This window comes from Pseudomonas lactis, assembly GCF_001439845.1.
Lineage (GTDB): Bacteria > Pseudomonadota > Gammaproteobacteria > Pseudomonadales > Pseudomonadaceae > Aquipseudomonas > Aquipseudomonas lactis.
Window position 1 is genome coordinate 56,471 of record NZ_JYLO01000016.1, and the last position, 20,350, is coordinate 76,820.

16 protein-coding genes, 4 tRNA genes and 1 pseudogene are annotated in these 20,350 nt (G+C 59.7%); 9 read left to right on the top strand and 12 right to left on the bottom strand.

Annotated features, from left to right (window positions below):
- The first annotated feature begins 7 nt into the window (after nucleotides 1–7).
- The 4 genes from TX24_RS25215 to TX24_RS25230 all read left to right on the top strand — a co-directional run bounded on the left by TX24_RS25215 (nucleotide 8) and on the right by TX24_RS25230 (nucleotide 4,419).
- Nucleotides 8–655, top strand: a complete 648-nt coding sequence (locus TX24_RS25215) for a MotA/TolQ/ExbB proton channel family protein (RefSeq protein ID WP_003190096.1) — start codon at nucleotides 8–10, stop codon at nucleotides 653–655.
- A 56-nt stretch (nucleotides 656–711) separates the two neighbouring features.
- Entirely contained in the window at nucleotides 712–1,929 is a 1,218-nt protein-coding gene (locus TX24_RS25220) for a phospholipase D-like domain-containing protein (RefSeq protein ID WP_003190093.1), read from the top strand.
- A 155-nt stretch (nucleotides 1,930–2,084) separates the two neighbouring features.
- Nucleotides 2,085–2,513, top strand: a complete 429-nt coding sequence (locus TX24_RS25225; protein WP_232964720.1) for an allene oxide cyclase barrel-like domain-containing protein — start codon at nucleotides 2,085–2,087, stop codon at nucleotides 2,511–2,513.
- A gap of 166 nt (nucleotides 2,514–2,679) precedes the next feature.
- A complete protein-coding gene (locus TX24_RS25230; RefSeq protein WP_003190089.1) occupies nucleotides 2,680–4,419 on the top strand; it encodes a dipeptidase in 1,740 nt (579 codons plus the stop codon).
- 185 nt (nucleotides 4,420–4,604) lie between these two features.
- On the opposite strand, the gene TX24_RS25235 is transcribed toward TX24_RS25230, so the two are convergent.
- The gene (locus TX24_RS25235) at nucleotides 4,605–6,266 is read right to left on the bottom strand and encodes a M24 family metallopeptidase (RefSeq protein ID WP_057711574.1); all 1,662 of its coding nucleotides are present in this window, start codon (nucleotides 6,264–6,266) and stop codon (nucleotides 4,605–4,607) included.
- 77 nt (nucleotides 6,267–6,343) lie between these two features.
- Between TX24_RS25235 and pdxR the strand changes: the two genes are divergently transcribed.
- Nucleotides 6,344–7,834, top strand: coding sequence for a MocR-like pyridoxine biosynthesis transcription factor PdxR (gene pdxR, locus TX24_RS25240; RefSeq protein ID WP_003190087.1), 1,491 nt, complete (start codon nucleotides 6,344–6,346; stop codon nucleotides 7,832–7,834).
- Between the two features lie 5 nt (nucleotides 7,835–7,839).
- Here the strand turns inward: pdxR and gltS are convergent, their stop codons facing one another.
- The 3 genes from gltS to TX24_RS25255 form a co-directional block, all read right to left on the bottom strand.
- A complete protein-coding gene (gene gltS / locus TX24_RS25245) occupies nucleotides 7,840–9,051 on the bottom strand; it encodes a sodium/glutamate symporter (RefSeq protein WP_003190086.1) in 1,212 nt (403 codons plus the stop codon).
- 380 nt (nucleotides 9,052–9,431) lie between these two features.
- Nucleotides 9,432–9,719, bottom strand: coding sequence for a hypothetical protein (locus TX24_RS25250; protein WP_003190084.1), 288 nt, complete (start codon nucleotides 9,717–9,719; stop codon nucleotides 9,432–9,434).
- 28 nt (nucleotides 9,720–9,747) lie between these two features.
- Nucleotides 9,748–10,851, bottom strand: coding sequence for a polyamine ABC transporter substrate-binding protein (locus tag TX24_RS25255; protein ID WP_003190082.1), 1,104 nt, complete (start codon nucleotides 10,849–10,851; stop codon nucleotides 9,748–9,750).
- A 137-nt stretch (nucleotides 10,852–10,988) separates the two neighbouring features.
- Between TX24_RS25255 and TX24_RS25260 the strand changes: the two genes are divergently transcribed.
- Complete coding sequence (locus TX24_RS25260) at nucleotides 10,989–11,780, top strand: helix-turn-helix transcriptional regulator (protein ID WP_057711575.1); 792 nt, start codon at nucleotides 10,989–10,991, stop codon at nucleotides 11,778–11,780.
- Nucleotides 11,781–11,859: 79 nt separating this feature from the next.
- Here TX24_RS25260 and TX24_RS25265 read toward each other — a convergent pair.
- The 4 genes from TX24_RS25265 to TX24_RS25280 all read right to left on the bottom strand — a co-directional run bounded on the left by TX24_RS25265 (nucleotide 11,860) and on the right by TX24_RS25280 (nucleotide 12,274).
- Nucleotides 11,860–11,935, bottom strand: a tRNA-Gly gene (locus tag TX24_RS25265).
- A gap of 3 nt (nucleotides 11,936–11,938) precedes the next feature.
- Nucleotides 11,939–12,014: transfer RNA gene (locus tag TX24_RS25270), tRNA-Glu, on the bottom strand.
- A gap of 105 nt (nucleotides 12,015–12,119) precedes the next feature.
- Nucleotides 12,120–12,195 (bottom strand) — tRNA-Gly (locus TX24_RS25275).
- 3 nt (nucleotides 12,196–12,198) lie between these two features.
- Nucleotides 12,199–12,274 (bottom strand) — tRNA-Glu (locus TX24_RS25280).
- A gap of 359 nt (nucleotides 12,275–12,633) precedes the next feature.
- Between TX24_RS25280 and TX24_RS25285 the strand changes: the two genes are divergently transcribed.
- Together TX24_RS25285 and TX24_RS25295 are read left to right on the top strand one after the other, a co-directional pair.
- Nucleotides 12,634–13,404, top strand: coding sequence for a hypothetical protein (locus TX24_RS25285; protein ID WP_032900506.1), 771 nt, complete (start codon nucleotides 12,634–12,636; stop codon nucleotides 13,402–13,404).
- A gap of 370 nt (nucleotides 13,405–13,774) precedes the next feature.
- Nucleotides 13,775–14,587, top strand: a complete 813-nt coding sequence (locus tag TX24_RS25295) for an alpha/beta fold hydrolase (RefSeq protein ID WP_057711577.1) — start codon at nucleotides 13,775–13,777, stop codon at nucleotides 14,585–14,587.
- A gap of 36 nt (nucleotides 14,588–14,623) precedes the next feature.
- Here TX24_RS25295 and TX24_RS32990 read toward each other — a convergent pair whose 3' ends face one another.
- From TX24_RS32990 to TX24_RS25310, 4 genes and pseudogenes are all read right to left on the bottom strand, one after another.
- The gene (locus tag TX24_RS32990) at nucleotides 14,624–15,505 is read right to left on the bottom strand and encodes a methyl-accepting chemotaxis protein (RefSeq protein ID WP_373874289.1); all 882 of its coding nucleotides are present in this window, start codon (nucleotides 15,503–15,505) and stop codon (nucleotides 14,624–14,626) included.
- A pseudogene (locus TX24_RS32995) lies at nucleotides 15,482–16,624 on the bottom strand (HAMP domain-containing protein); the annotation flags it as partial. The gene TX24_RS32990 and the pseudogene TX24_RS32995, both read right to left, overlap by 24 nt.
- Nucleotides 16,625–16,704: 80 nt before the next feature.
- Nucleotides 16,705–18,117, bottom strand: a complete 1,413-nt coding sequence (locus TX24_RS25305) for an aminotransferase-like domain-containing protein (protein ID WP_003190074.1) — start codon at nucleotides 18,115–18,117, stop codon at nucleotides 16,705–16,707.
- 200 nt (nucleotides 18,118–18,317) lie between these two features.
- On the bottom strand, nucleotides 18,318–19,079 hold the full coding sequence (locus TX24_RS25310; protein WP_003190072.1) for an SDR family oxidoreductase: 762 nt from the start codon (nucleotides 19,077–19,079) through the stop codon (nucleotides 18,318–18,320).
- Nucleotides 19,080–19,307: 228 nt separating this feature from the next.
- On the opposite strand from TX24_RS25310, the gene TX24_RS25315 reads away from it, so the two are divergent.
- Nucleotides 19,308–20,315, top strand: coding sequence for an NADP-dependent oxidoreductase (locus tag TX24_RS25315; protein ID WP_047710438.1), 1,008 nt, complete (start codon nucleotides 19,308–19,310; stop codon nucleotides 20,313–20,315).
- The last annotated feature ends 35 nt before the right edge of the window (nucleotides 20,316–20,350 follow it).

Genomic DNA, 20,350 nt, shown 5'->3' on the forward strand with positions numbered 1-20,350 from the left:
CACCATCATGGATATGAACCTGCTCCACGACGTCACCTTCTATGTGATGTACGCGGCGATGGCCATTGCGATCTTCATCGCCATCGAACGCGGTATCTACTTCGCCTACGTACGCCGCCAGGCTCGCGCATTGATCGACGCCCTGGGCGCCAACGTACACAGCGAGCGCGACCTGCCGGAAAACCTGACCCGTCGCGACAGCCTGCCGCTGAACATGATCTTGCCGGTGCTGGCCCAGAAGGCAACCCACGGTTCGCGCAAAGACCTGGACGACGAAATCGATACCCAGTACCTGAAGACCCGCGCCCCACTGGCCCGCAGCCTGTGGATCATCGAGACCATCACCACCGCCGCCCCGCTGCTGGGCCTGCTGGGTACCATTCTCGGCATCATAGACACCTTCAAGGCGCTGGCCACCGCGGGCGTGTCGGACCCAGGGCAGATTTCCGGGGGTATCGGGACGGCGTTGTTCGCCACGGGATTAGGTATCGCCATCGCGCTGTTTTGCGTGGTGTTTCACAACTTTTTCCAGGACAGCCTGGAGCGCATCAACGACCAGTTGAAGATCCTGTTGATCCGCGCCGCCACCGGCGCCCGCGCACAGGATGAAGTGCCCCATCGCGTGCCCACCCCGCTGCACAGCCGCACAGCCTGACCTGCAGGGCGGGCGCCTTGGGCGCTCGCCTTTTCCTTTGGTGCGATGAGACGCTTATGTCCCTTTCGATAAAGTTGCGTATCGCCGGCCTGACCGGCTTGCTCCTCAGTCCGCTGGCCCAGGCGGACTTTTCCATTCCAGGCTTTGAACTGGTGCACACCGTGCCCGTGGACACCGCCCTTAGCACCGACGATTTACGCCAGCCCGGCCCGGTATGGATCGAGCTGTTCGACGGCGCCAAAAGCCGCATTGATATCGGCCAGTTCTACGCCGCGGACCACCCAGGTTCGGTGATGAACAAGGTGCTTGATCACCTGGAAGCCGCCGGCAAACGCGGCGTGAAGATTCGTTTCCTGCTCGAAGAAAAAGGCATCAAGCTGTCGGACGCCGCCACCCTGGAACGCTTGCGCGCCATTCCCAACCTGACCTTGCGCGTGCTGCCTTACGGGCAACTGAGCGGCGGAATCATCCACGCCAAGTACCTGCTGGTGGATGGCAAGCAAGCGTTTGTCGGCAGTCAGAATTTCGACTGGCGCGCCCTGGAACACATCCACGAAACCGGGCTGCGCATCACTGACGAAACGGTGGCGGGCCAGGTGCAGGCGATCTTCGAGCAAGACTGGCAAGCTCAGGCCGCGCTGGCGGGGAAACACCCGGTGCCGCTACCCGCCAGCGGCCAGGCACCTGCACGTACCGGCAACTACTTGGTGGCCAGCCCGCAACGCTACAACCCGCCCGGCGTGGGCGACTCACAGCTGGAACTGCCGCGCCTGCTGGGCGAAGCCAAAAAAGAAGTGCGCGTGCAATTGCTCGACTACGCGCCGCTGTCCTACGGACCGGATCGCACCCGGCCGTACTACGCCGTGATCGACAACGCCGTGCGCGCCGCCGCTGCCCGTGGCGTGTCGATCAAGCTGATGGTGTCCAACTGGAACACCGACCCACTGGAGCTGCCTTATCTCAAGAGCCTGGCGGTGCTGCCGAATGTCGAGATCAAGATCGTCACCCTGCCCGAAGCCAAGCAAGGCTTTATCCCTTATGCGCGGGTGATCCACAGTAAAACCATGGAGGTCGACGGCCAGGTGGCGTGGGTTGGCACCAGCAATTGGTTGGGCGGCTACCTGGATAATTCGCGCAATCTGGAGGTGGTGATGCGCAGTGAGGCGATGGCCAAGCGCGTAGGCCAGTTGCATGAACAGCTGTGGGATGGGCCCTATGCCAAAGCGCTGGATGTGTCGGCCGACTATGCGCCTCCCCACCCAGGTACGCGGTAAGTGACGGCGCGCAGGCACGGCGTTGTGTTTTCCTGATTGGCCGCTAGTCTTAGCATTTTCCGGCTGCAGCTTTAGCGGTGCTGCGTCCGGAGTCCACTTGCCACGAGACCACAGCCATGAAAACCGCTTTGCTTCGCACCACTTGTACGCTGCTTATGCTTATCTCCCTCGCAGCTTGCATCAACAGCCGTCAGCCCATCACGCTGGTCACCCTCGCCGACGGCACCCGCGGTTTGAAGAGCGCGGTTGATATTGGCCCTCCTGGCCCTTCCCAGGGCGATCTGTTCGTGTTCGACCAACCACTGATGGATCAGGACCGCCGTGATATCGGCAGCAACAGTGGCTACTGTGTCAGCACACGGCCAGGCGTTCACAGCCAATGCCAATGGACGTTACTGTTCTTCGGCTCAGGTGGCGCTGTTACAGGTACCGTGGTAGTCGCCGGCCAGGAACTGGAAGCCGGAAAATCCGTGGTCGCCGTCGTCGGCAGCACAGGCACCTATGCCGGTTCCACCGGCGAAATGAGCTCCGAACCCAACCCCGATGGTACCTTCACTCAGACCTTGTATTTGGTTCGGCCCTAACTCTGAAAAAGCCAGCGACTAATGAACGGTGCGTTTATTAAAGTAGGATTTTTCCTTGTTCAAGGTCTCCCCTACTGTTCCTTTGCAGTGTTAGTGTGTGAAATTGTTTCTGACATAACGATCAGAATATTTCCTACATTCACTTTGCAAAGGAATGCCTTTAACCATGCACTTTCCACTGAAAAAACTGGTGGCTGCCACCTTGTTCGCCGCGAGCCTGTCGGCAGTTGCCACTCCCGCATCCGCTAACATCACCGCAGACCAAAGCGCAGCCATCTTGAAGCAGTTCAGCGAGACCTCGGTCACCGATTTTCGCAGTTTCCTCGGCACCCTGGCTAAGGGCGAGTTCGGCAAATCGGCTGACACCGGCACTGCTATCAGCGCGTTTCTGGGCAACAAAACCCTGAGCGCCGAGCAGCAGAACGAGATCAATCGCCTGCTGGGCATTTACACCCGCGTTAAATATGGCAAAGCCGCGCTCGAAACCCTGCGTGAACTGGTGGAGATCCCTACGTTTAACGTAGACGGCCTGCCGCAATACAATAACCCGGAATTCCTCAAGATCGCCGCGAAGATCGAGGCCCTGGCCAAGTCCTTCAACCTGAACTTCCGTAACGTCGATAACCGCGTCTACGAAATCTCCCTGGAAGGCAGCGGTGATGAAGTCGTGGGGGTGCATGCTCACGCCGACGTGGTGCCGGTCACCCCGGAAAACTGGGTGCTGCAAGACGGCACCAAACTCGACCCGTTCAAGGTCACGCTGATCGGCGACCGCATGTATGGCCGCGGTACCGAGGATGACAAGAACGGCATCGTGGTAACGATGTACGCCATGAAGGTGATCAAGGAAGAAAAGCTGCCACTGGCGCGCACGTTCAAGCTGCTGGTGGACACCACCGAAGAAACTTCCGGTGAGGCTATTCCTTACTATTTCGAGCGCAATCCCGTGCCGCAATACAACCTGGCGCTGGATGGCGGTTACCCGGTGGTGATTGCCGAGAAAGGCTCGGGGACGGTCATGGCCACCTTCCCGGTGCGCAAAGGCGAAGGCAAAGGCGCAGAGATCATCGCGATGACCGGCGGCAAGGCGAACAACCAGATCCCATCGGCCTCGGTGGCCACGCTGGTCAGCGATACACCCGCCGAATTGGCCGCCAGCCTGCAACAGGCCGGTGCCGACTATGCCAAGCGCAACGGTGGCAATTTCCAGGTGACGGCCAAGGTCGATGGCAAGGACGTCAAACTCACGGTGACCGGCGTGTCCGCGCACTCCTCCGAGCCCGAAACCGGAGTCAACCCGGTGGCGCGCATGCTGGAGCTGATCCATAGCCTGGATGGCAAGGTCGCCCTCAAGCACAACCACATCACCGACGCCGCGCGGTATGCCGCCGACAACTGGGGCCTGGATTACCTGGGCGGAAAATTGGGTGTGGGCTACGCGGATGATTTCATGGGCCCGCTGACCACCTCGCTGACGTTTGTGGGCCAAGATGACAAAGCCTTCAAACTGGCAGTGAACCTGCGCGCGCCGAAAGGTAAAACCCCTGATTCACTCAAGGCGCAGATTGAGCAGAAGCTCACTGCCTGGAACCAGGATGCCAAGGTCAAGGTGAACTTCACGTACTCGCTCGACACGCCGATGTACCGCAACCCTGAAGGCGAGTGGGTCAAGGCCTTGTTGGCGGTGGCCACGGAAAACCTGGGGATGGCACACAAGTTCGGCACTTCAGCCGGCGCAACCTCCGTGCATGACCTGCCCAACGGCGTGCAATTCGGCCTGGCGCGCCCGGAAGAGAAGTACACCGGGCACACGGACAGCGAGTTCAAGACGGTTGAGCAGTTCTTGCTGGACCTGCAGATCGTCACCGAAATGATGGGCCGCGTCGGGCAGTTGCCGAAGCTCTGACGCAGCTGGAGCCCCGGCGAGGCTGCGATGGCGGCGGCACAGGCAGAATCTTCAGCGCCTGACCCACCGCTTTCGCAGCCTCGCTAAAGCTCGACAGCTCCCACAGGGGATCGGTTGTGTGGGCGAGATCTCGCTTTGCAGGGCAATCGAGATAAGCGCAATTCTCGGCAACAATGGCAGGCTCTTCAGCCTTGCAACATCAGCATGTCTTCAAAGAACCCACCGACCGGCTCGGTGGGATGGCACAGCTGGATCTCCAATACCCAGGCCATTTCACTGGGCGAGATCTCCAGGTCAGCCAACTCTTTGCTCTCGAACAATGCATGGGGAAAATCCGCAAGGCGGTGCCCCGCCAGGTTGCGCGCCAGCCTCCAGCCCTTTGACGCAGCGCTCTGCTCGGCGAAGTCGTAGAGTTCACGCCCGGTCAGGCCACGCAGCCAAGCTTGGCGTGTTTCATCGAACACTTCGTGCAAGGCCGTTGTACAGGCCTGATGCAACGGCGCATCGCCAAACACAAACGTATCGCCATAGTCCCCTTCGTAGCCATCCCACACCGGGCCAAGATCGACCACGGCAATATCATTAGCGCCCAGCCTGCGCTGACGATCTATGCCCTCGCGCGGTGGGCGCACAGTGTCGGCGCCAAAACGAATGTACGTCGGATGCCAAGTGTGCGAAGCGCCCATGGCCTGCAGTTGCCTCGCGGCCATCTCAAGGGCCTCACCGGTGGTCATGCCGACCTTCAACTGGCTGGCAATGGCCGCCAAGGCACGCTTGGATTTTTCCCGCGCCGCCAACATGCCGTCCAAGGAATAACGCGGACCGACTTTCTCCCAGACCGGGTCGAACGACAGGGAGACTGCTTGCGCACTTGACCGCCCACTGGCGACAAACGCCTCCGCGATAAACCGGTGGCTCGGCAACCCCGCTTCAAGGCAATGGGTGCGCACCTGGCCGAGCATTGCACCGTTGCCGCACGCATAAACCTGGGCCTGTTCCCACTGATGCCCATGACTCATTGCAACCTCTTGCACTCTGCCCTCGGATGACCGCACGCAATGCCAGCGAAAACGAGGATGCTCAAGCATCAGGTGGTCGAGAAATGCGCTGTCATAGAAATCCACCGATTGCGCGCCGCCCCAGTACAACGTCACGTCGACATCGCGCTTGAGCGCGGTCAGCAGGATAGGCTTGATGCCCGCATAACCAGTGCCCGTGGCGAATAACACCACCGGCGCCGCATCATCGTCCTGCCAGGTACAGGCACCAAACGGCCCTTCCACGTGCAGACGCTCACCCACGACGAGACCACCCAGGATCCCCTCGGAAAAGTACCCGCCACTCACCCGGCGAATCTGGAAGACCAACCGCCCTTCATCATCGGCGGGCAGGTTGGCAACCGAAAAGCAGCGCGTGTCATCGTCCGCCAGACGGAACTTGAGGTATTGGCCAGCCCGCACCGCCACTGGGGTTTCGGGCGTCAATATCAACTCGATCACATCGGGCCCCAGCGCACGCTTGCTGTGAACTTGCGCCGCCACTACCAGCGCGGGCGTATCCAGCGACCAGCCGGGTATAAGCAGCCGCATGTCGCCACAGGCGTGGCTTTGGCAGAGCAACATCTCATTGGCTGCCAAAGGATAAGAAGGCTGCGGCGCGCCCGGCGCCAGGCGCTTGGCCCGGTACGCACCTTCAGCGACCACTACCTTGCACGAACCGCAGGCGCCACGGCGACAAGAGAACGGCACGGCCAGGCCACTGGCGAGCATGGCGTCGAGCAAGAGTTCGTCGCCCGCGTCAAAGGTTTTCCCCGAGGGAGAGAGTTCGATGACATGACGTGTATTCATAAAGACCTCGGGATGAGTGAGACCTGATTGTTGCGCTAGACTAGGCCCATTAAAACCTCCAGATTTGGATACTTCAGATGGTCCAGATGCGTAAATGGCGCCCCTTGCTGCGGCTTGAAGAAGGCACCGGCCAGGCGTCCTACCGCAAGATTGCCGAAGGCTTGGTCAATGCCATCCTCGAGGGCCGCCTGCCACCTGGAACATTGCTGCCAGGCACGCGGGAAATGGCGCAGTTGCTCGACGTCAACCGCAAGACGGTGATCCTGGCTTACGAAGAAGCCATGACCAAGGGCTGGCTGGTCAGCGAGCCGCGCCGTGGCACCTTCGTCAATGCGCAGCTGACACCCAAGCAGCTGCCCGGCGTTACCCAACCGTCTTTCGCGCCGCCGTTGCTGGAGCAACCACGGGTACCCTATTTCACCCATAACGCCCAAGTGGTCGCGCTTGAGCATCGCCACGACGCGCTGTTTTTCGACAACGGCACCAGCGACCACCGCCTGCTGCCCCAAGCCGTTTTGCACCGTTACTATCGCCATGCATTGCGCAACAGCTTCGCCTCCAATACCGTGCGCTACGGCAGCGAAGGCACCGGCTATCACTTGCGCTGCGCCCTGGCCGAGATGCTGCGCAACAACCGTGGGCTGACGGTCACTGCCGAAAATATCTGCCTGACCCAGGGCACCCAGATGTCCCTGTACCTGAGTGCCAGCCTACTGCTCAAGCCTGGCGACGTGGTACTGGTGGAGCGCCTGAGCTACCCGCCAGCGTGGGAAATTTTCCGCAAGCTCGGCGCGCAGTTGGTCACGGTCGACATCGACGATGAAGGTTGCCGCACAGATCAGGTCGAGCGCTTATGCCGTGAGCACAAGGTGCGCATGATTTACCTCACACCCCATCACCAGTTTCCCACCACCGTGAGCTTGCACGCTGCACGCCGGCAGCACTTGCTGACGTTGGCCGCGCTGCATGACTTCTGCATTATCGAAGAGGACTACGACCACGAATATCATTTCAGTGGCCGCCCTTACCTACCACTGGCCAGTGACCGCGCCCAACGCCATGTGCTGTACATCGGCTCGTTGTCCAAGGTGCTAGGCTCGACGTTCCGCTGCAGTTATATCGTCGCGCCCACCTCTGTGATTGAAGCCCTGCAGCGCAATGCCGCGCTGATGCTGGGCGATGCCGATGCGGTCGCTCAAGCCATGCTGGCAGACCTGATCAATGACGGGGAGTTGAAAAAGCACTTGCGCCGCGTGTCGAAAGAATATCGGGCGCGCCGCACCGTATTGCGAGACTGCCTGGACCAGGCGTTTGGCGCTCGCATACAGGTGCGCGAGCCCGAGGGGGGCTTGGCGTTATGGGTACGTTTCGAGGAAGAAATAGACGTCGATAAGTTGGCAAACGCCGCACTGGACCACGGCGTCGTGGTGCGCAGCGGTCGTCAGTTTTCACCCAACGACCAGCCGGTAAACGCGCTGCGCCTGGGCTTTGCCTCTCTCGACCGGGACGAAATCCAGCAAGCCACGCAGCGCCTGGCCCAGGCGATGAACACCGTGGGCAGGCGCTGAAAAACTTACCCAGCAGTGCCCAGGAAAGGCAGCGCCAGGTACAACTTGATCACCACGGCGTTTGCGATATCGATGAAGAACGCGCCCACCATCGGCACCACCAAAAACGCGATCTGCGAAGGCCCAAAGCGCTGCGTCACCGCCTGCATATTGGCAATCGCCGTGGGCGTTGCACCAAGCCCGAAACCGCAATGGCCCGCCGCCAGCACCGCCGCATCATAGTTGCGGCCCATCACCCGGAACGTCACGAAAATCGCGAACAGCGCCATCAGCAATGCCTGCGCGGCCAGCAGAATGACGATCGGCAAGGCGAGTGCCGCCAGGTCCCAGAGCTTGAGCGACATCAGCGCCATCGCCAGGAACAGCGACAAACTGACATTGCCCAGCACCGAGACTTCGCGCTCGAACACCTGATGCCAGCCGAGCATCGACAGCCCATTGCGCAGTACGACACCCACGAACAGTACACACACGAACGTCGGCAATTCGAAAGCGGTGCCTTGGATGGCGGCATTCAGCAAGTTGCCGCCCTGTAGGCTGATCGCGACCAATGCCAGGGTCTCGATAAACGAAAACGCCGTGATCAGGCGCTCTTCATTCGGTTGTTCAAACCCCTTGGCCAGGCTCGACTGCGGTTGCCCAATACCTGGCACCTCGACCCGCTTGATCAGAAAACGCGCCACAGGCCCGCCGATCAGGCCGCCGAGCACCAGGCCAAAGGTCGCCGAGGCAATCGCCAATTCAGACGCCGAAGCCACGCCATACTGCTCACTGAACACCGCCCCCCAGGCCGCGCCGGTGCCATGCCCACCGGACAAGGTCACCGAACCCGCCAGCAAGCCCATCAATGGGTCAAGCCCGAGTGCCGACGCCAGCGCGATACCCATGGCGTTTTGCACCACCAGCAAGCCCGTTACCACCAGCAAAAACACCGCCAGGATACGTCCGCCTTTCTTCAGGCTGGCAAAATCGGCGTTCAAACCGATCGTGGCAAAGAACGCCAGCATCAACGGGGTTTGCAATGAAGGATCGAAGCGTACTTCGATATCGGCAAACCCGCGCAACGCCAGGAGCAGCATGGCGACCAACAGGCCACCGGCTACCGGTTCAGGAATATTGTAAGTACGCAAAAAGCCGATTCGGGCCACAAGCCCGCGTCCCAGCAATAGCACCAGTGAAGCGGCAACGAGGGTTGAATAAAAATCGAGTTGAAGCATCCGGTCAGTTCTCTGAAGTGGGCAGGGAGAATGGGTGGCCAGAGTAGAGAACACAGGGCGAAAAGGCATCGACCCTACAAAAAATGCAGACTTTCCCTACAAGCCTCACAATAATAACCTACAACCGAGCTACGCCTCCCCATAGGCATAGGTATCTATACAACTCTATAGGCCGCCTTCGCGAGCAAGCCAGCTCCCACAGTTTGATCGCGGGGTGTCAGGGAGATAGGCGTCGGCTGTCAGGCCGTCTTCGCAGGCAAGCCAGCTCCCACATTTGGATCGTGGTGTGTCAGTTAGATCAGCGCCGGCTGTCAGTCCGTCACGGGTTCAGTTTCGTATCGATGTTGCGTATCGCCCCTCGAGAGGTACACCCAGCAGAGTTATCGACGACGCCTGCGCAGCAAAGGCCAGTTGGAGGCGAGCGCACCCGGCTCAGCGTCACGCCCGGCAACTCGCACCAGGTCTGGAAACTCAAGCAGCAAAGCTCGATTGCCCCGGCCAATATGCTCCATCACCGCCAGGGTAATGTTTTCCCGCACCATGCCCGTCGAAACGTAGTACATGGCCCAGGCCTGCTCTGGCGTACACAGGCCGATCTGCTCTTCAATCTCTTTGTAGGCCTTGTAGTCGTCTGACTCAAAATAGCGCTGATCACCGCCCTGGCGCATGCTGTCTCCCTCCCCGGCCCCATCCCCATCACGTACCGCTTTTAACCTTGGTCCAGACCCGCGTGCGAATACGCTCGGCCTTCAGCGGCAAGGGCTCAAGCGGAACCAATGTCGCCATGGTCTTTTTATCGGGATAGATCCAAGGGTTATCCCGCAATTTTTGCTCGACAAACTCAGTGGCATCTTTGTTGGCGTTGGGATAAAGCATGTAGTTGGACGTCTTGGCTATCACCTGTGGCCGCAGCATGTAGTTGATGAACGCCAGAGCGGCTTTGGGGTGGCGAGCGTCCTTGAGCAACACCCAGTTTTCAGACCAGACCAACGCCCCTTCCCGCGGCAGGCTGTAGGCAATCTTGCGGCCACTGTTGGACTTTTCATTAATCGCCTGCGCCGCCAGTGCACCATTGGCCCAGCCGACGACCGCACAGATATTGCCGTCTGCCAGGTCGGTGTCGATTCTGGAAGAGTCGAAATAGAGTACATAGGGACGGATTTTCAACAACAGCGCCTGGGCCTTCTGGTAATCCTCTGGGTCAGTGCTGTTACTGGGCAGCCCCAGATAGTGCAAGGCAATGGAAATGATCTCGCTGGGGGAGTCGAGCATGGCCACGCCACAGGACTTGAGCTTGCTGATGTTTTCTTCTTTGAAGATCAGGTCCCAGCTGTCCACCGGAGCGTCATCACCCAGTGCCGCCTTGACCTTATCCACGTCGTAGCCAATGCCGGTGGTACCCCAGACATAGGGCACGGCGTAGCGGTTACCGGGGTCATTGACCGCCAGCAGGGACAGGATGTCAGGGTCGATGTGCGACAGATTACTCAACTGCGCACGATCCAACGGCTGCAGCACCCCGGCCTTGATCAAGCCGGGCAATACATTGGAGGTGGCCACCACCAGGTCATAACCGGTGCGCCCAGCCATGACCTTGCTCTGCATGGTTTCGGCGCTGTCGAAAGCATCCATATGCAGCTTGATGCCGCTCTCCTGCTGGAATTGCTTGGGCGTCTGCGGCTCAAGAAAGCCGAACCAGTTATACAGATACACCGAATTTTCAGCGGCGGCTGCGGGCGTGCTGATTGCAGCGCCCATAAACGACGCTAAAAAAATAGCTCGCAAGTGTGCTCGACTCATATGACTATCCCTGTCCACACGACGCGCCTTCATGGCTATCGTAAGCTCGGGGTGAATATACCGAGCCTCGACGAATAGTAAATACCTACAAGTACTTAGCTCTGGCCTGCAAAGCCCTAACCCTAAAGGGGTAGAACATGTCGTTTGACCTTCATAGCCTGGCTTGGCACCGATCGGTTGGAAAACTGATCATGCAGCTCAATCGCCCGGAGTTCTGGAGTTCGCTGATTCGGGTACTGAATGAATATGTGCAGATAGACAATTGGGTGGTGCTGGTTTTCGGTGACCACGCAGTGCGTGTGATCAGCCTGCCCGAGGTGGCCGACAGCGAAGAAATCGACGCCTTTATTCATCGCTATGTGAAAGGCCTGTATCTGCTGGACCCGTTCTATATCGCTGATCGAGAAAACCCGCAGAGCGGGTTCTTCCATCTGCTCGATATTGCGCCGGAACACTTCCGGGAAACCGAGTACTACCAACAATATTTTGCGCAGTACATCTCGGTCGATGAGGCGCAATACAACGTACGGCTCGATGCCGACAGAACGTTGTGCATGTCATTTGGCAGCAACCTGCGCTTCACCCAGGCGCAGATAACGGTATTGGACATGATCAAGCCGTGGGTAACAGCAATGATGCATCAACGCATGGGCTTTGAAACTGACCCGGCAAAAAACCTCACCGAGCCGACCCCATGGGCCGAGGCACTCACTCAGTTGGAAACACACGTAACGACGCGTGAAAAAGACGTGCTCAAGTTACTGCTCAGTGGGTTCTCCAACAAAGAGATCGCCGGCAAGCTGTCGCTGTCGACGGAAACCATCAAGGTTCACCGCCGCAATATCTACAGCAAGCTGAATATCAAATCTCAGTCGGAGCTGTTTGCGCGGTTTTTTATGCCACGGCAGGAGATTACATCGACGCTTTGAAGGGGGGCGGTGCGCTGGCGGTATTTATTGCGCACAAACAAAAACGCCGATCATCACTGATCGGCGTTTTCGTTAAATATGGAGCGGGAAACGAGACTCGAACTCGCGACCCCGACCTTGGCAAGGTCGTGCTCTACCAACTGAGCTATTCCCGCAAATGGCGTCCCCTAGGGGACTCGAACCCCTGTTACCGCCGTGAAAGGGCGGTGTCCTAGGCCACTAGACGAAGGGGACACGCTACTGAAACACATGGTGTGTGTTCCAGTGCCCAGAGGCCTTGTCCGAAGACTTGGTCCTGGTTTCACTCAATGCCGCCCGAGGGCCACACTGCTTGTAAATTGGAGCGGGAAACGAGACTCGAACTCGCGACCCCGACCTTGGCAAGGTCGTGCTCTACCAACTGAGCTATTCCCGCATATGGCGTCCCCTAGGGGACTCGAACCCCTGTTACCGCCGTGAAAGGGCGGTGTCCTAGGCCACTAGACGAAGGGGACACACGTACAACATTCACTCCCTACCGCGTTTCGCTGTGTGCTTTACGCTGTAAGTGGCGCGCATTCTATGGATGGATTGAAAGGTCGTCAACCCCCAAGGATAAATTTATTTAAATCAATGACTTCGCCATGGTTTCACGGCCTTCGCGGGCATTGGTACCGTCCGAGCCTTGGCGCCTATATTCTGGCGTTCGACAAGGCGCTATAGTTCACCCAGGCAAATGATGGCAATGTGCATCCATTCAGACAACGCCTGCCTATATAGAAGAAATCACCTGGGCAACTGGTCGATCGGTCCTATCCGCCGGATGACCCAGTCACTACACTCCACAGCACACCCTATTAAAGAGGTCACACCGGTGACACCACTCATGATCACCCTGCTGGTAATAGCCGGGATCGTAATACTGATCGCCATTGGCTACATGAACCACGTGGTGGAAAACAACAAGCTGGAAAAGAAGCGCACCGAGATCGAGCTTAACGATCGGCTGCGTCGCTGCGGTGAAATCACCGAGACCTTCCCCGGCCAACTGATGACCCCAGCACTCAAGCTGTTGCTGGCTCGCCTGGAGCTGAACGTCAACCAGCGCCTGTTGAACCTGAACAAGTCCAGCGCACCACTCAAGGCGCGTATCACCGAACTGAATGCGCTGATCGCCCAAGGCGAGTCGATTCCAGTGGCCAACCCGCCGGCACCGATCCAGACCGAAGCCAAGGCCAAGGACGTGCGCTTTTTGCTCGAAGCCCTGCACGGCCAAGTCACCCGCGCCGCCCAGGACGGCTTTCTGCCGACCAACGAGGCCAAGCATTGGATCAAGGAAATCCGGCATATCCTGGTGCTGCTGCACATCGAGTTTTTCAACAACCTCGGCCAGCACGCCCTGCTGCAAGGCCAACCCGGCCAGGCTCGCCTGGCGTTCGAGCGCGGCGTGCAGTACTTGCGCAAACAGCCGGAGCCGGTGCTCTACAGCGCCCAGTTGCAACTGCTGGAGTCCCAATTGGCGCGCGCCAACTCCACAGTGCTGACCAACAGCCAGCCTGCCGAGGACGAAGTCAACGAGTTGACCGAGGGCTTGAAAGTTGTTGACGCTGACGCCGAGTGGAAGAAGAAAGCTATTTACGATTGATGGCAACGCGAGCGCAATGCTCAAAGCAACGAAGATCAAAGGTGGGAGCTGGCTTGCCTGCGAAGACGTCGGCCCAGCAACATTGATGTTGCTGACCCACCGCTTTCGCGAGCAAGCCAGCTCCCACAGTTCGATTGTGGGGTGCCAGGTAGGCAAGCATCGGCTGGCAGGCCGTCATCGCAGGCAAGCCAGCTCCCACATTTGAAGTGAGGGGATGTTCGGAAGATAAGCGGCGGCTGGCGGGCCGTCGCGGGAGTAAGCTTGCTTGCCACAGCGCCCAAATCATCACATGCCATCAATGTGCACCTATCCCCCCGCCTCCGACTAGCGTAAAAAAGTGCCCCTCACTCCGTGAAATTAGAGGCCTGTTATGCCTGTCGCCGTGATTGATGGACAACCGCTGCACTATATCGACCAGGGCGCCGGCCCCGTCGTGCTACTGGGTTCGAGTTACCTATGGGCCAGCGACATGTGGGCGCCGCAGATTGAAGCGCTGTCGCAGCAATACCGCGTAATCGTCCCCGAATTGTGGGGCCACGGGGAGTCCGGCCCGTTGCCAGCACTCACCCATTCCCTGGATGACCTTGCCCGCCAGGCCCTGGCACTGCTGGATCACCTGGACATCGCACAGGCCAACCTGGTGGGCCTCTCGGTCGGCGGCATGTGGGGCGCACGCCTGGCGCTGCTGGCTCCCCAGCGCATCAACAGCGTGGTGCTGATGGACACCTACCTCGGGGCCGAACCCGAAGCAACGCGCCAGTACTATTTCTCGCTGTTCAAGATGATTGAAGACGCCGGGGCGATCCCCGAACCGTTGCTGGATGTGATCGCACCGATCTTCTTCCGCCCGGGCATCGACCGCGATTCCGCGCTGTACCAGGATTTTCGCCAGTCACTGCAAAGCTTCCCCAAAGAACGCTTGCTGGACAGTATCGTGCCGCTGGGCCGCCTGATCTTCAGCCGCGAAGACATCCTGGCGCAATTACCTGGATTGGACTCCGACACCACCTTGGTGATGTGCGGCGAGCAGGACAAACCCCGGCCACCGGCAGAATCCGAGGAAATGGCCGAGCTGATCGGCTGCAGCCTGATCCTGATCCCTGAAGCCGGGCATATCTCCAGTCGCGAGAACCCGGATTTCGTCAACGAGGCGCTGCTGACCTTCCTCGCCAACCACGGCTGATTGCCCTGCCCTCAGATCGCAGCGCCTTGGCTGCGATCAAAGGCGGAAATGCCCCACCATCCCCTTGAGTTGCGCGCCCAACTGCGCCAACTGGATGCTCGAGGCGGCATTGCCTTGCATGCTCAACGCCGAATGATCGGCACTCGCCCGAATACTGGTAACGCTGCGGTTGATCTCTTCGGCCACCGAGCTTTGCTCCTCGGCGGCGGCGGCGATCTGTTGGTTCATCTGCTGGATCAATGAAACGGCCGCCGCAATGCTGCCCAGGGCCCCTTCGGTTTCCAGCGCATCACTGACCGCCAGCTTCACCAGCTCGCCGCTCTGCTGGATCTGCTGCACCGAGGACTGCGCCGCACTGCGCAAGGTGCTGACCAGCCGTTCAATTTCCTCGGTCGATTGCTGGGTGCGCTTGGCCAGTGCCCGCACCTCATCGGCCACCACCGCAAAGCCACGCCCCTGCTCACCGGCACGCGCTGCCTCAATCGCAGCGTTCAAGGCCAGTAAATTGGTCTGTTCGGCCACGCTCTGGATCACACTCAACACGGTACCGATATTCTGGATTTGCGCGCTGAGGCTTTCGATGCTGGCGCTGGCACTGTTGCTGGACGTGGCCAGCAATTCGATACGCTGCAGGCTCATGCGTACCACCTGCTGGCCGCTATCGACTTTGGCATCCGCGGTCTGCGCGGCTTGGGCCGCCTGCTCGGCATTGCGTGCCACATCGTGCACGGTGGTGGTCATCTGGTTCATCGCCGTGGCGACCTGCTCGGTTTCGTCTTTCTGACTGCTGACTTCGGCGGTGGTTTGCTCGGTGACGCTGGACAGCGAATGCGCGGAACTGGCGAGTTGTTCGATCCCCGCCTGCAACCCACTGACCATCTGGCTCAAGCTGTTGCCCATCTGCTGCATCGCCTGCATCAACTGGCCGATTTCATCACGCCGGCTGACCTCCATGCGCCCACTCAGGTCACCCGAGGCGATCTGCTGGGCCACGGCGATCACCGCACGCAACGGCGCAACAATCAAGCGGGTGATCACCCACGCAGCGATCAAACCCACCAGCAGTGCCAGAGCAGATGAACCGATGATCAACAGCGTGCTGTGCTGCAACTGTGTTTGCATGGACTGGTCTTCGGCGGCATACGCCTGGTTGACCCGGTTCACCACTTGCTCGGCGCGGTCATGCAATTGCGTGTAGACCACTTTTTCCTGGGCCAGCAGCGCGGTGTATTCACCGAGCTTTTCACTGAACGAAGCGATATGCCCGGCGACTTCATTGAGCACGGTCTGGTAGCCGGGGTCCTTGACCGTGGTTTTGAGTTTCTCGACTTCAGCCAGGGCCTGGTCGGCTTGCTCGATCTTGCCCTGCCCGGCGTCCTCTGCGTCTGCCCTGCGGCTCTGGTCCAGGCGTACCCGCGCCTCGTTCATGGCCTGCAACATCAGGCGCGACACCTGGCTGACCTGCCCGGCCTGCTCGATAAACTCCGCGCCCTCCTTGCCTTGGCTTTCCTTAAGGCCATAGGCACCGTCATCCGCCAGCCCGGCTTGCAGCACATCCAGGTTATTGGCCACGCTGGACACCGACCAACTGGCCATTTCCAGGGCGAGGTCTTTGGTCTGGGTCAACTCGACGAACTCATCGAATGCCTGGCGATAGGCGACCAAGGCTTGTTCAACGTCGCCCATCACTCGCTCGTTGCTGGCGGACCGAGCCTTGAGACGCGTGGCCTGGGCCAGCAGCGCATCGACACTGACATGCAGGGCATCAACGGCCTTGGGGTCGGCGTGCAGCGCATAGTCTTGTTCGATCAAGCGCACCTTGAGCAGGTCACTGTTAAGCGTCGACATCGACGTGAGGCCTTCGAAGCGCTGGCCGATGGTCTGCAGGGACCACACACCGATGGCCGCCACCAGGGCCGTCAGCAGCAGTACCAGGGTAAAACCCAAGCCGAGTTTTTTTGCCATACCGAGGTTGGCGAAATGTCGTTGCACGCCCGAAATCATTGCACTTGATCCTCTTGCAATGGCAAATGCCATAAGCCAGGTTTACAAGCAGCGAGATTCGCAACCCCGAGGCACTGAGCACAAGCCGCTGGCGCCGCAATAATGGCAAAAAGCTACACGTGCGTCGTTTTCAGAATGGTCGAGGTCGATCTTGCCGCGCCCATGGCGCGGAACAGCGTCAATGCGCGCTGGTCAGCCGCGTAGGCCACATTGATGCGCAGCCATTCGCTGCGCTCACCCGTGGGGCTGAACAACGCCCCCGGCGACAGCAACACACCGAGGCGCTGGGCGCAGGCTTGCAATCGCAAAGGGTCGGCCAAGCCCGGTCGCGCCCACAGGAACATGCCACCTGCGGGTGCGGCAAATACCTGCCACTCTTCATCCTCCAGCACCTGCAACGTCGCGGCCATCTGCGCGTTCAGGCGCTTGCGCAGGCGCTGCACCCACTTACGGTAAGTGCCGTTACTCAACAACGTCGCCACCATGGCTTCGGCAAAACGTGAGGTGCCGATGCCTGTCAGGGTCTTGAGCTGGGCCAATTGCGTGATGATCGCGGCATTGGCACACAGGTAACCCACGCGCAGGGCACCGCTCAGTGTCTTGGAAAAGCTCGACACATAGATCACCCGGTCATCATGGGCCAGCGCTGACAAGCGTGTGCAACTGGCATGTTGCAGGTCACCGTAAACGTCCTCTTCGATAATCAGGAAGTCGCGCTCGCGTGCCAACTCCAACAAGCGCTCCGCCACCGGACGGCTCAAACTGGTCCCTGTGGGGTTGTGATACAGGCTGTTGATGAACAGGCACTTGGGCCGGTGGGTGTGCAGCAGCGCTTCCAATGCCGGGATATCCGGGCCACCACGGGTGCGCGGCACTTGCAGCAGCGTAACCCCCTGAAAGGCCAGTTGGCGATAGAGATTGCCATACCCGGGTGTCTCGACCACCACCTCATCACCGGGCTTGAGCAGCGTGCGTATCAACAGGTCCTGGGCATGGCTGGCGCCGTGGGTGGTGAGGATACGTTCCAGGCTAGCGGGCACGTGTATCTGGGTCAGGCGCTTGAGCAGTTGTTCGCGCAACGTCGGCAACCCCAAGGGTGTGCTGTAGTTGAACAGGCCGCCGGTGTCGGTACGGCTCAGTTCGCGGATCGCGTAGTTGATGTCATCGCTTTCGCGCCAGGTGTCGGGTAGCCAGCCGCAGCCCAGCTTCAGCTGGCCCAGTGGGCCATCGGTGAATGCACCCCAGCCCTGTTCGGCCCCTTCATACCAATGGTTTTCGTGGACCGTTGTGGGTGACGCCACCACAAACCCCGAGCCATGTCGGGGGGCCAGCAACCCCTGGGCCGCCAATCGTTCGAATGCCTCGATCACGCTGGCCTGGCTCAGCAGGTTATCGAGGGCCAATTGGCGAATGGACGGCAAGCGTGTGCCAGGGCTCACCCCCTCCTTGCGAATCCATTCTGCCACCGCGCTGACGATCTGCTGAACAACCGGTACCAGGGCTTGTCGATCGATCCCTAAATCCATGAGCCACTCACTTCAACTGTCTGTTAACCCCTAACAGTTAAGCACAGAAGCCCGGTAAAACCGGTCGCCAACTTTTATTAAAGTATTGATTTTATTGGGTTATTTACCTAGTGAAACATATTCGAGCACAGCCCACTGCCCGCCATGGAAACGCCCCACAGCACCTGGCCCTGTTTTCGAATGCCCCGCGACCTGCCGTCCTAAATCGCCGTCGCGCCGCCGTCCACCGCGAGGGCCTGACCGGTGGTAAATGCTGCGCCATCGCTGCACAGGTACAACACGGCGCTGGCGATTTCCTCAACCTTGCCAATGCGTCCGACCGGGTGCATGGCTGCGGCAAACTCAGCCTTGCGTGGGTCGGCCTCATAGGCGCGGCGAAACATGTCGGTATCAATCACGGCCGGGCAGACGGCATTCACGCGGATTTTCTTCTTCGCGTACTCGATGGCCGCTGATTTGGTCAGGCCGATCACCGCATGCTTGGACGCCGCATAAATGCTCATCTTCGGCGCCGCCCCCAACCCCGCCACCGATGCGGTATTGACGATGGCCCCGCCACCCTGGGCCAATAGCAAAGGCAACTGATACTTCATGCACAGCCACACGCCTTTGACGTTAACCCCCATGATGGCATCGAACTCATCAAGACTGCCGTCTGCCAGCTTGCCCTTCTCGATCTCGATGCCGGCGTTGTTGAAGGCGTAGTCCAGGCGCCCATAGGTGGCGACGGTCTGTGCCATCAATTGCTGCACGTCCGTGTCGAGCGTGACGTTGCAGCGTACAAATATCCCTTCGCCACCGGCCTGGTGGATCAGTGCCACAGTGCCCTCGCCTCCTGCCACATCAAGGTCCGCGACCACCACCTTCAAGCCTTCGGCGGCGAATGCCAGCGCGGTGGCGCGGCCAATACCAGCGGCGGCGCCGGTCACCAAGGCGACTTGGCCAGAAAACGTCATGCTCATGGGAACTGTCCTATGGGGTTAATTGCGGTGAGGCGAGTCTAGCCAACGCTGGCAGCCGCGCATCAGCACTATCAGAAGGCCGGTTGGCGCTGCATGAATCGTAGTGATAAAGCCGCCCGGCTGATTATCAGCGAGGCCTATTGCCGGGCATTCGCCTGCGCCGCATACCCTTGCCCTTCTGCCCCTGAGGGTCTATCACTCATGTTCCATTTCTAAAGAGTCCTTGCCATGACCGCCCAGACCAACCGCCAATTTCTACTCGCCAAACGCCCGGTCGGTGCCGCCACGCGAGAGACCTTCACCTACCAGGAAGTGTCGGTGGGCGAGCCCCAGGACGGCCAGGTGCTGGTGCGCAACGAATACCTGTCCCTCGACCCGGCCATGCGTGGCTGGATGAATGAAGGCAAGTCCTACATCCCACCGGTAGGCATCGGCGAAGTGATGCGCGCCCTGGGCGTAGGCAAGGTGATTGCCTCGAAGCATCCGAACTTCGCGGTGGGGGACTACGTGAACGGTGCACTGGGCGTGCAGGATTACTTCCTTGGCGAGCCCCGTGGTTTCTATAAGGTGGACCCCAAGCTGGCGCCCCTGCCCCGCTACCTGTCCGCCCTGGGCATGACCGGCATGACGGCCTACTTTGCTCTGCTGGAGACCGGCGCACCGAAAGCCGGTGACACCGTGGTGATCTCCGGCGCCGCCGGTGCCGTGGGCAGCATCGCCGGGCAGATCGCTAAGCTCAAAGGCTGTCGCGTAGTGGGGATCGCCGGTGGCGCCGAGAAGTGCAAGTTCTTGGTCGATGAGCTGGGCTTCGACGCCGCCATCGACTACAAAAGCGAAGACGTGCCCGCCGCCCTCAAGCGCGAGTGCCCCAAAGGCGTGGACGTGTATTTCGATAACGTCGGCGGCGATATTCTCGACGCGGTGCTCAGCCGCCTGGCGCTCAAAGCCCGCGTGGTGATTTGCGGTGCAATCAGCCAGTACAACAACAAGGAAGCGGTCAAAGGCCCGGCGAACTACCTGTCATTGCTGGTCAACCGTGCGCGTATGGAAGGCTTTGTGGTGATGGACCACGCGGCGAACTTCGCGGCGGCGGGTCAGGAAATGGCCGGCTGGATGGCCCAGGGCAAGCTCAAGAGCAAGGAAGATATTGTCGAAGGGCTGGAGACATTCCCGGAAACGCTGATGAAGCTGTTCAACGGCGAGAACTTCGGGAAGTTGGTGCTCAAAGTCAGCTGACACACCACAAAAACAAATGTGGGAGCTGGCTTGCC

Excerpts from the sequence above, each read along its gene's own strand:
- TX24_RS25230 (WP_003190089.1), top strand. The coding sequence starts at position 2,680 with ATGCACTTTCCACTGAAAAAACTGGTGGCTGCCACCTTGTTCGCCGCG.
- pdxR (WP_003190087.1), top strand. The coding sequence starts at position 6,344 with ATGGTCCAGATGCGTAAATGGCGCCCCTTGCTGCGGCTTGAAGAAGGC.
- TX24_RS25255 (WP_003190082.1), bottom strand. The coding sequence starts at position 10,851 with ATGAGTCGAGCACACTTGCGAGCTATTTTTTTAGCGTCGTTTATGGGC.
- TX24_RS25315 (WP_047710438.1), top strand. The coding sequence starts at position 19,308 with ATGACCGCCCAGACCAACCGCCAATTTCTACTCGCCAAACGCCCGGTC.
- TX24_RS25305 (WP_003190074.1), bottom strand. The coding sequence starts at position 18,117 with ATGGATTTAGGGATCGATCGACAAGCCCTGGTACCGGTTGTTCAGCAG.
- TX24_RS25215 (WP_003190096.1), top strand. The coding sequence starts at position 8 with ATGGATATGAACCTGCTCCACGACGTCACCTTCTATGTGATGTACGCG.
- TX24_RS25310 (WP_003190072.1), bottom strand. The coding sequence starts at position 19,079 with ATGAGCATGACGTTTTCTGGCCAAGTCGCCTTGGTGACCGGCGCCGCC.
- TX24_RS25220 (WP_003190093.1), top strand. The coding sequence starts at position 712 with ATGTCCCTTTCGATAAAGTTGCGTATCGCCGGCCTGACCGGCTTGCTC.
- TX24_RS25295 (WP_057711577.1), top strand. The coding sequence starts at position 13,775 with ATGCCTGTCGCCGTGATTGATGGACAACCGCTGCACTATATCGACCAG.
- TX24_RS25235 (WP_057711574.1), bottom strand. The coding sequence starts at position 6,266 with ATGAATACACGTCATGTCATCGAACTCTCTCCCTCGGGGAAAACCTTT.
- TX24_RS25250 (WP_003190084.1), bottom strand. The coding sequence starts at position 9,719 with ATGCGCCAGGGCGGTGATCAGCGCTATTTTGAGTCAGACGACTACAAG.
- TX24_RS25225 (WP_232964720.1), top strand. The coding sequence starts at position 2,085 with ATGCTTATCTCCCTCGCAGCTTGCATCAACAGCCGTCAGCCCATCACG.
- gltS (WP_003190086.1), bottom strand. The coding sequence starts at position 9,051 with ATGCTTCAACTCGATTTTTATTCAACCCTCGTTGCCGCTTCACTGGTG.
- TX24_RS25260 (WP_057711575.1), top strand. The coding sequence starts at position 10,989 with ATGTCGTTTGACCTTCATAGCCTGGCTTGGCACCGATCGGTTGGAAAA.
- TX24_RS32990 (WP_373874289.1), bottom strand. The coding sequence starts at position 15,505 with ATGCAGGCGATGCAGCAGATGGGCAACAGCTTGAGCCAGATGGTCAGT.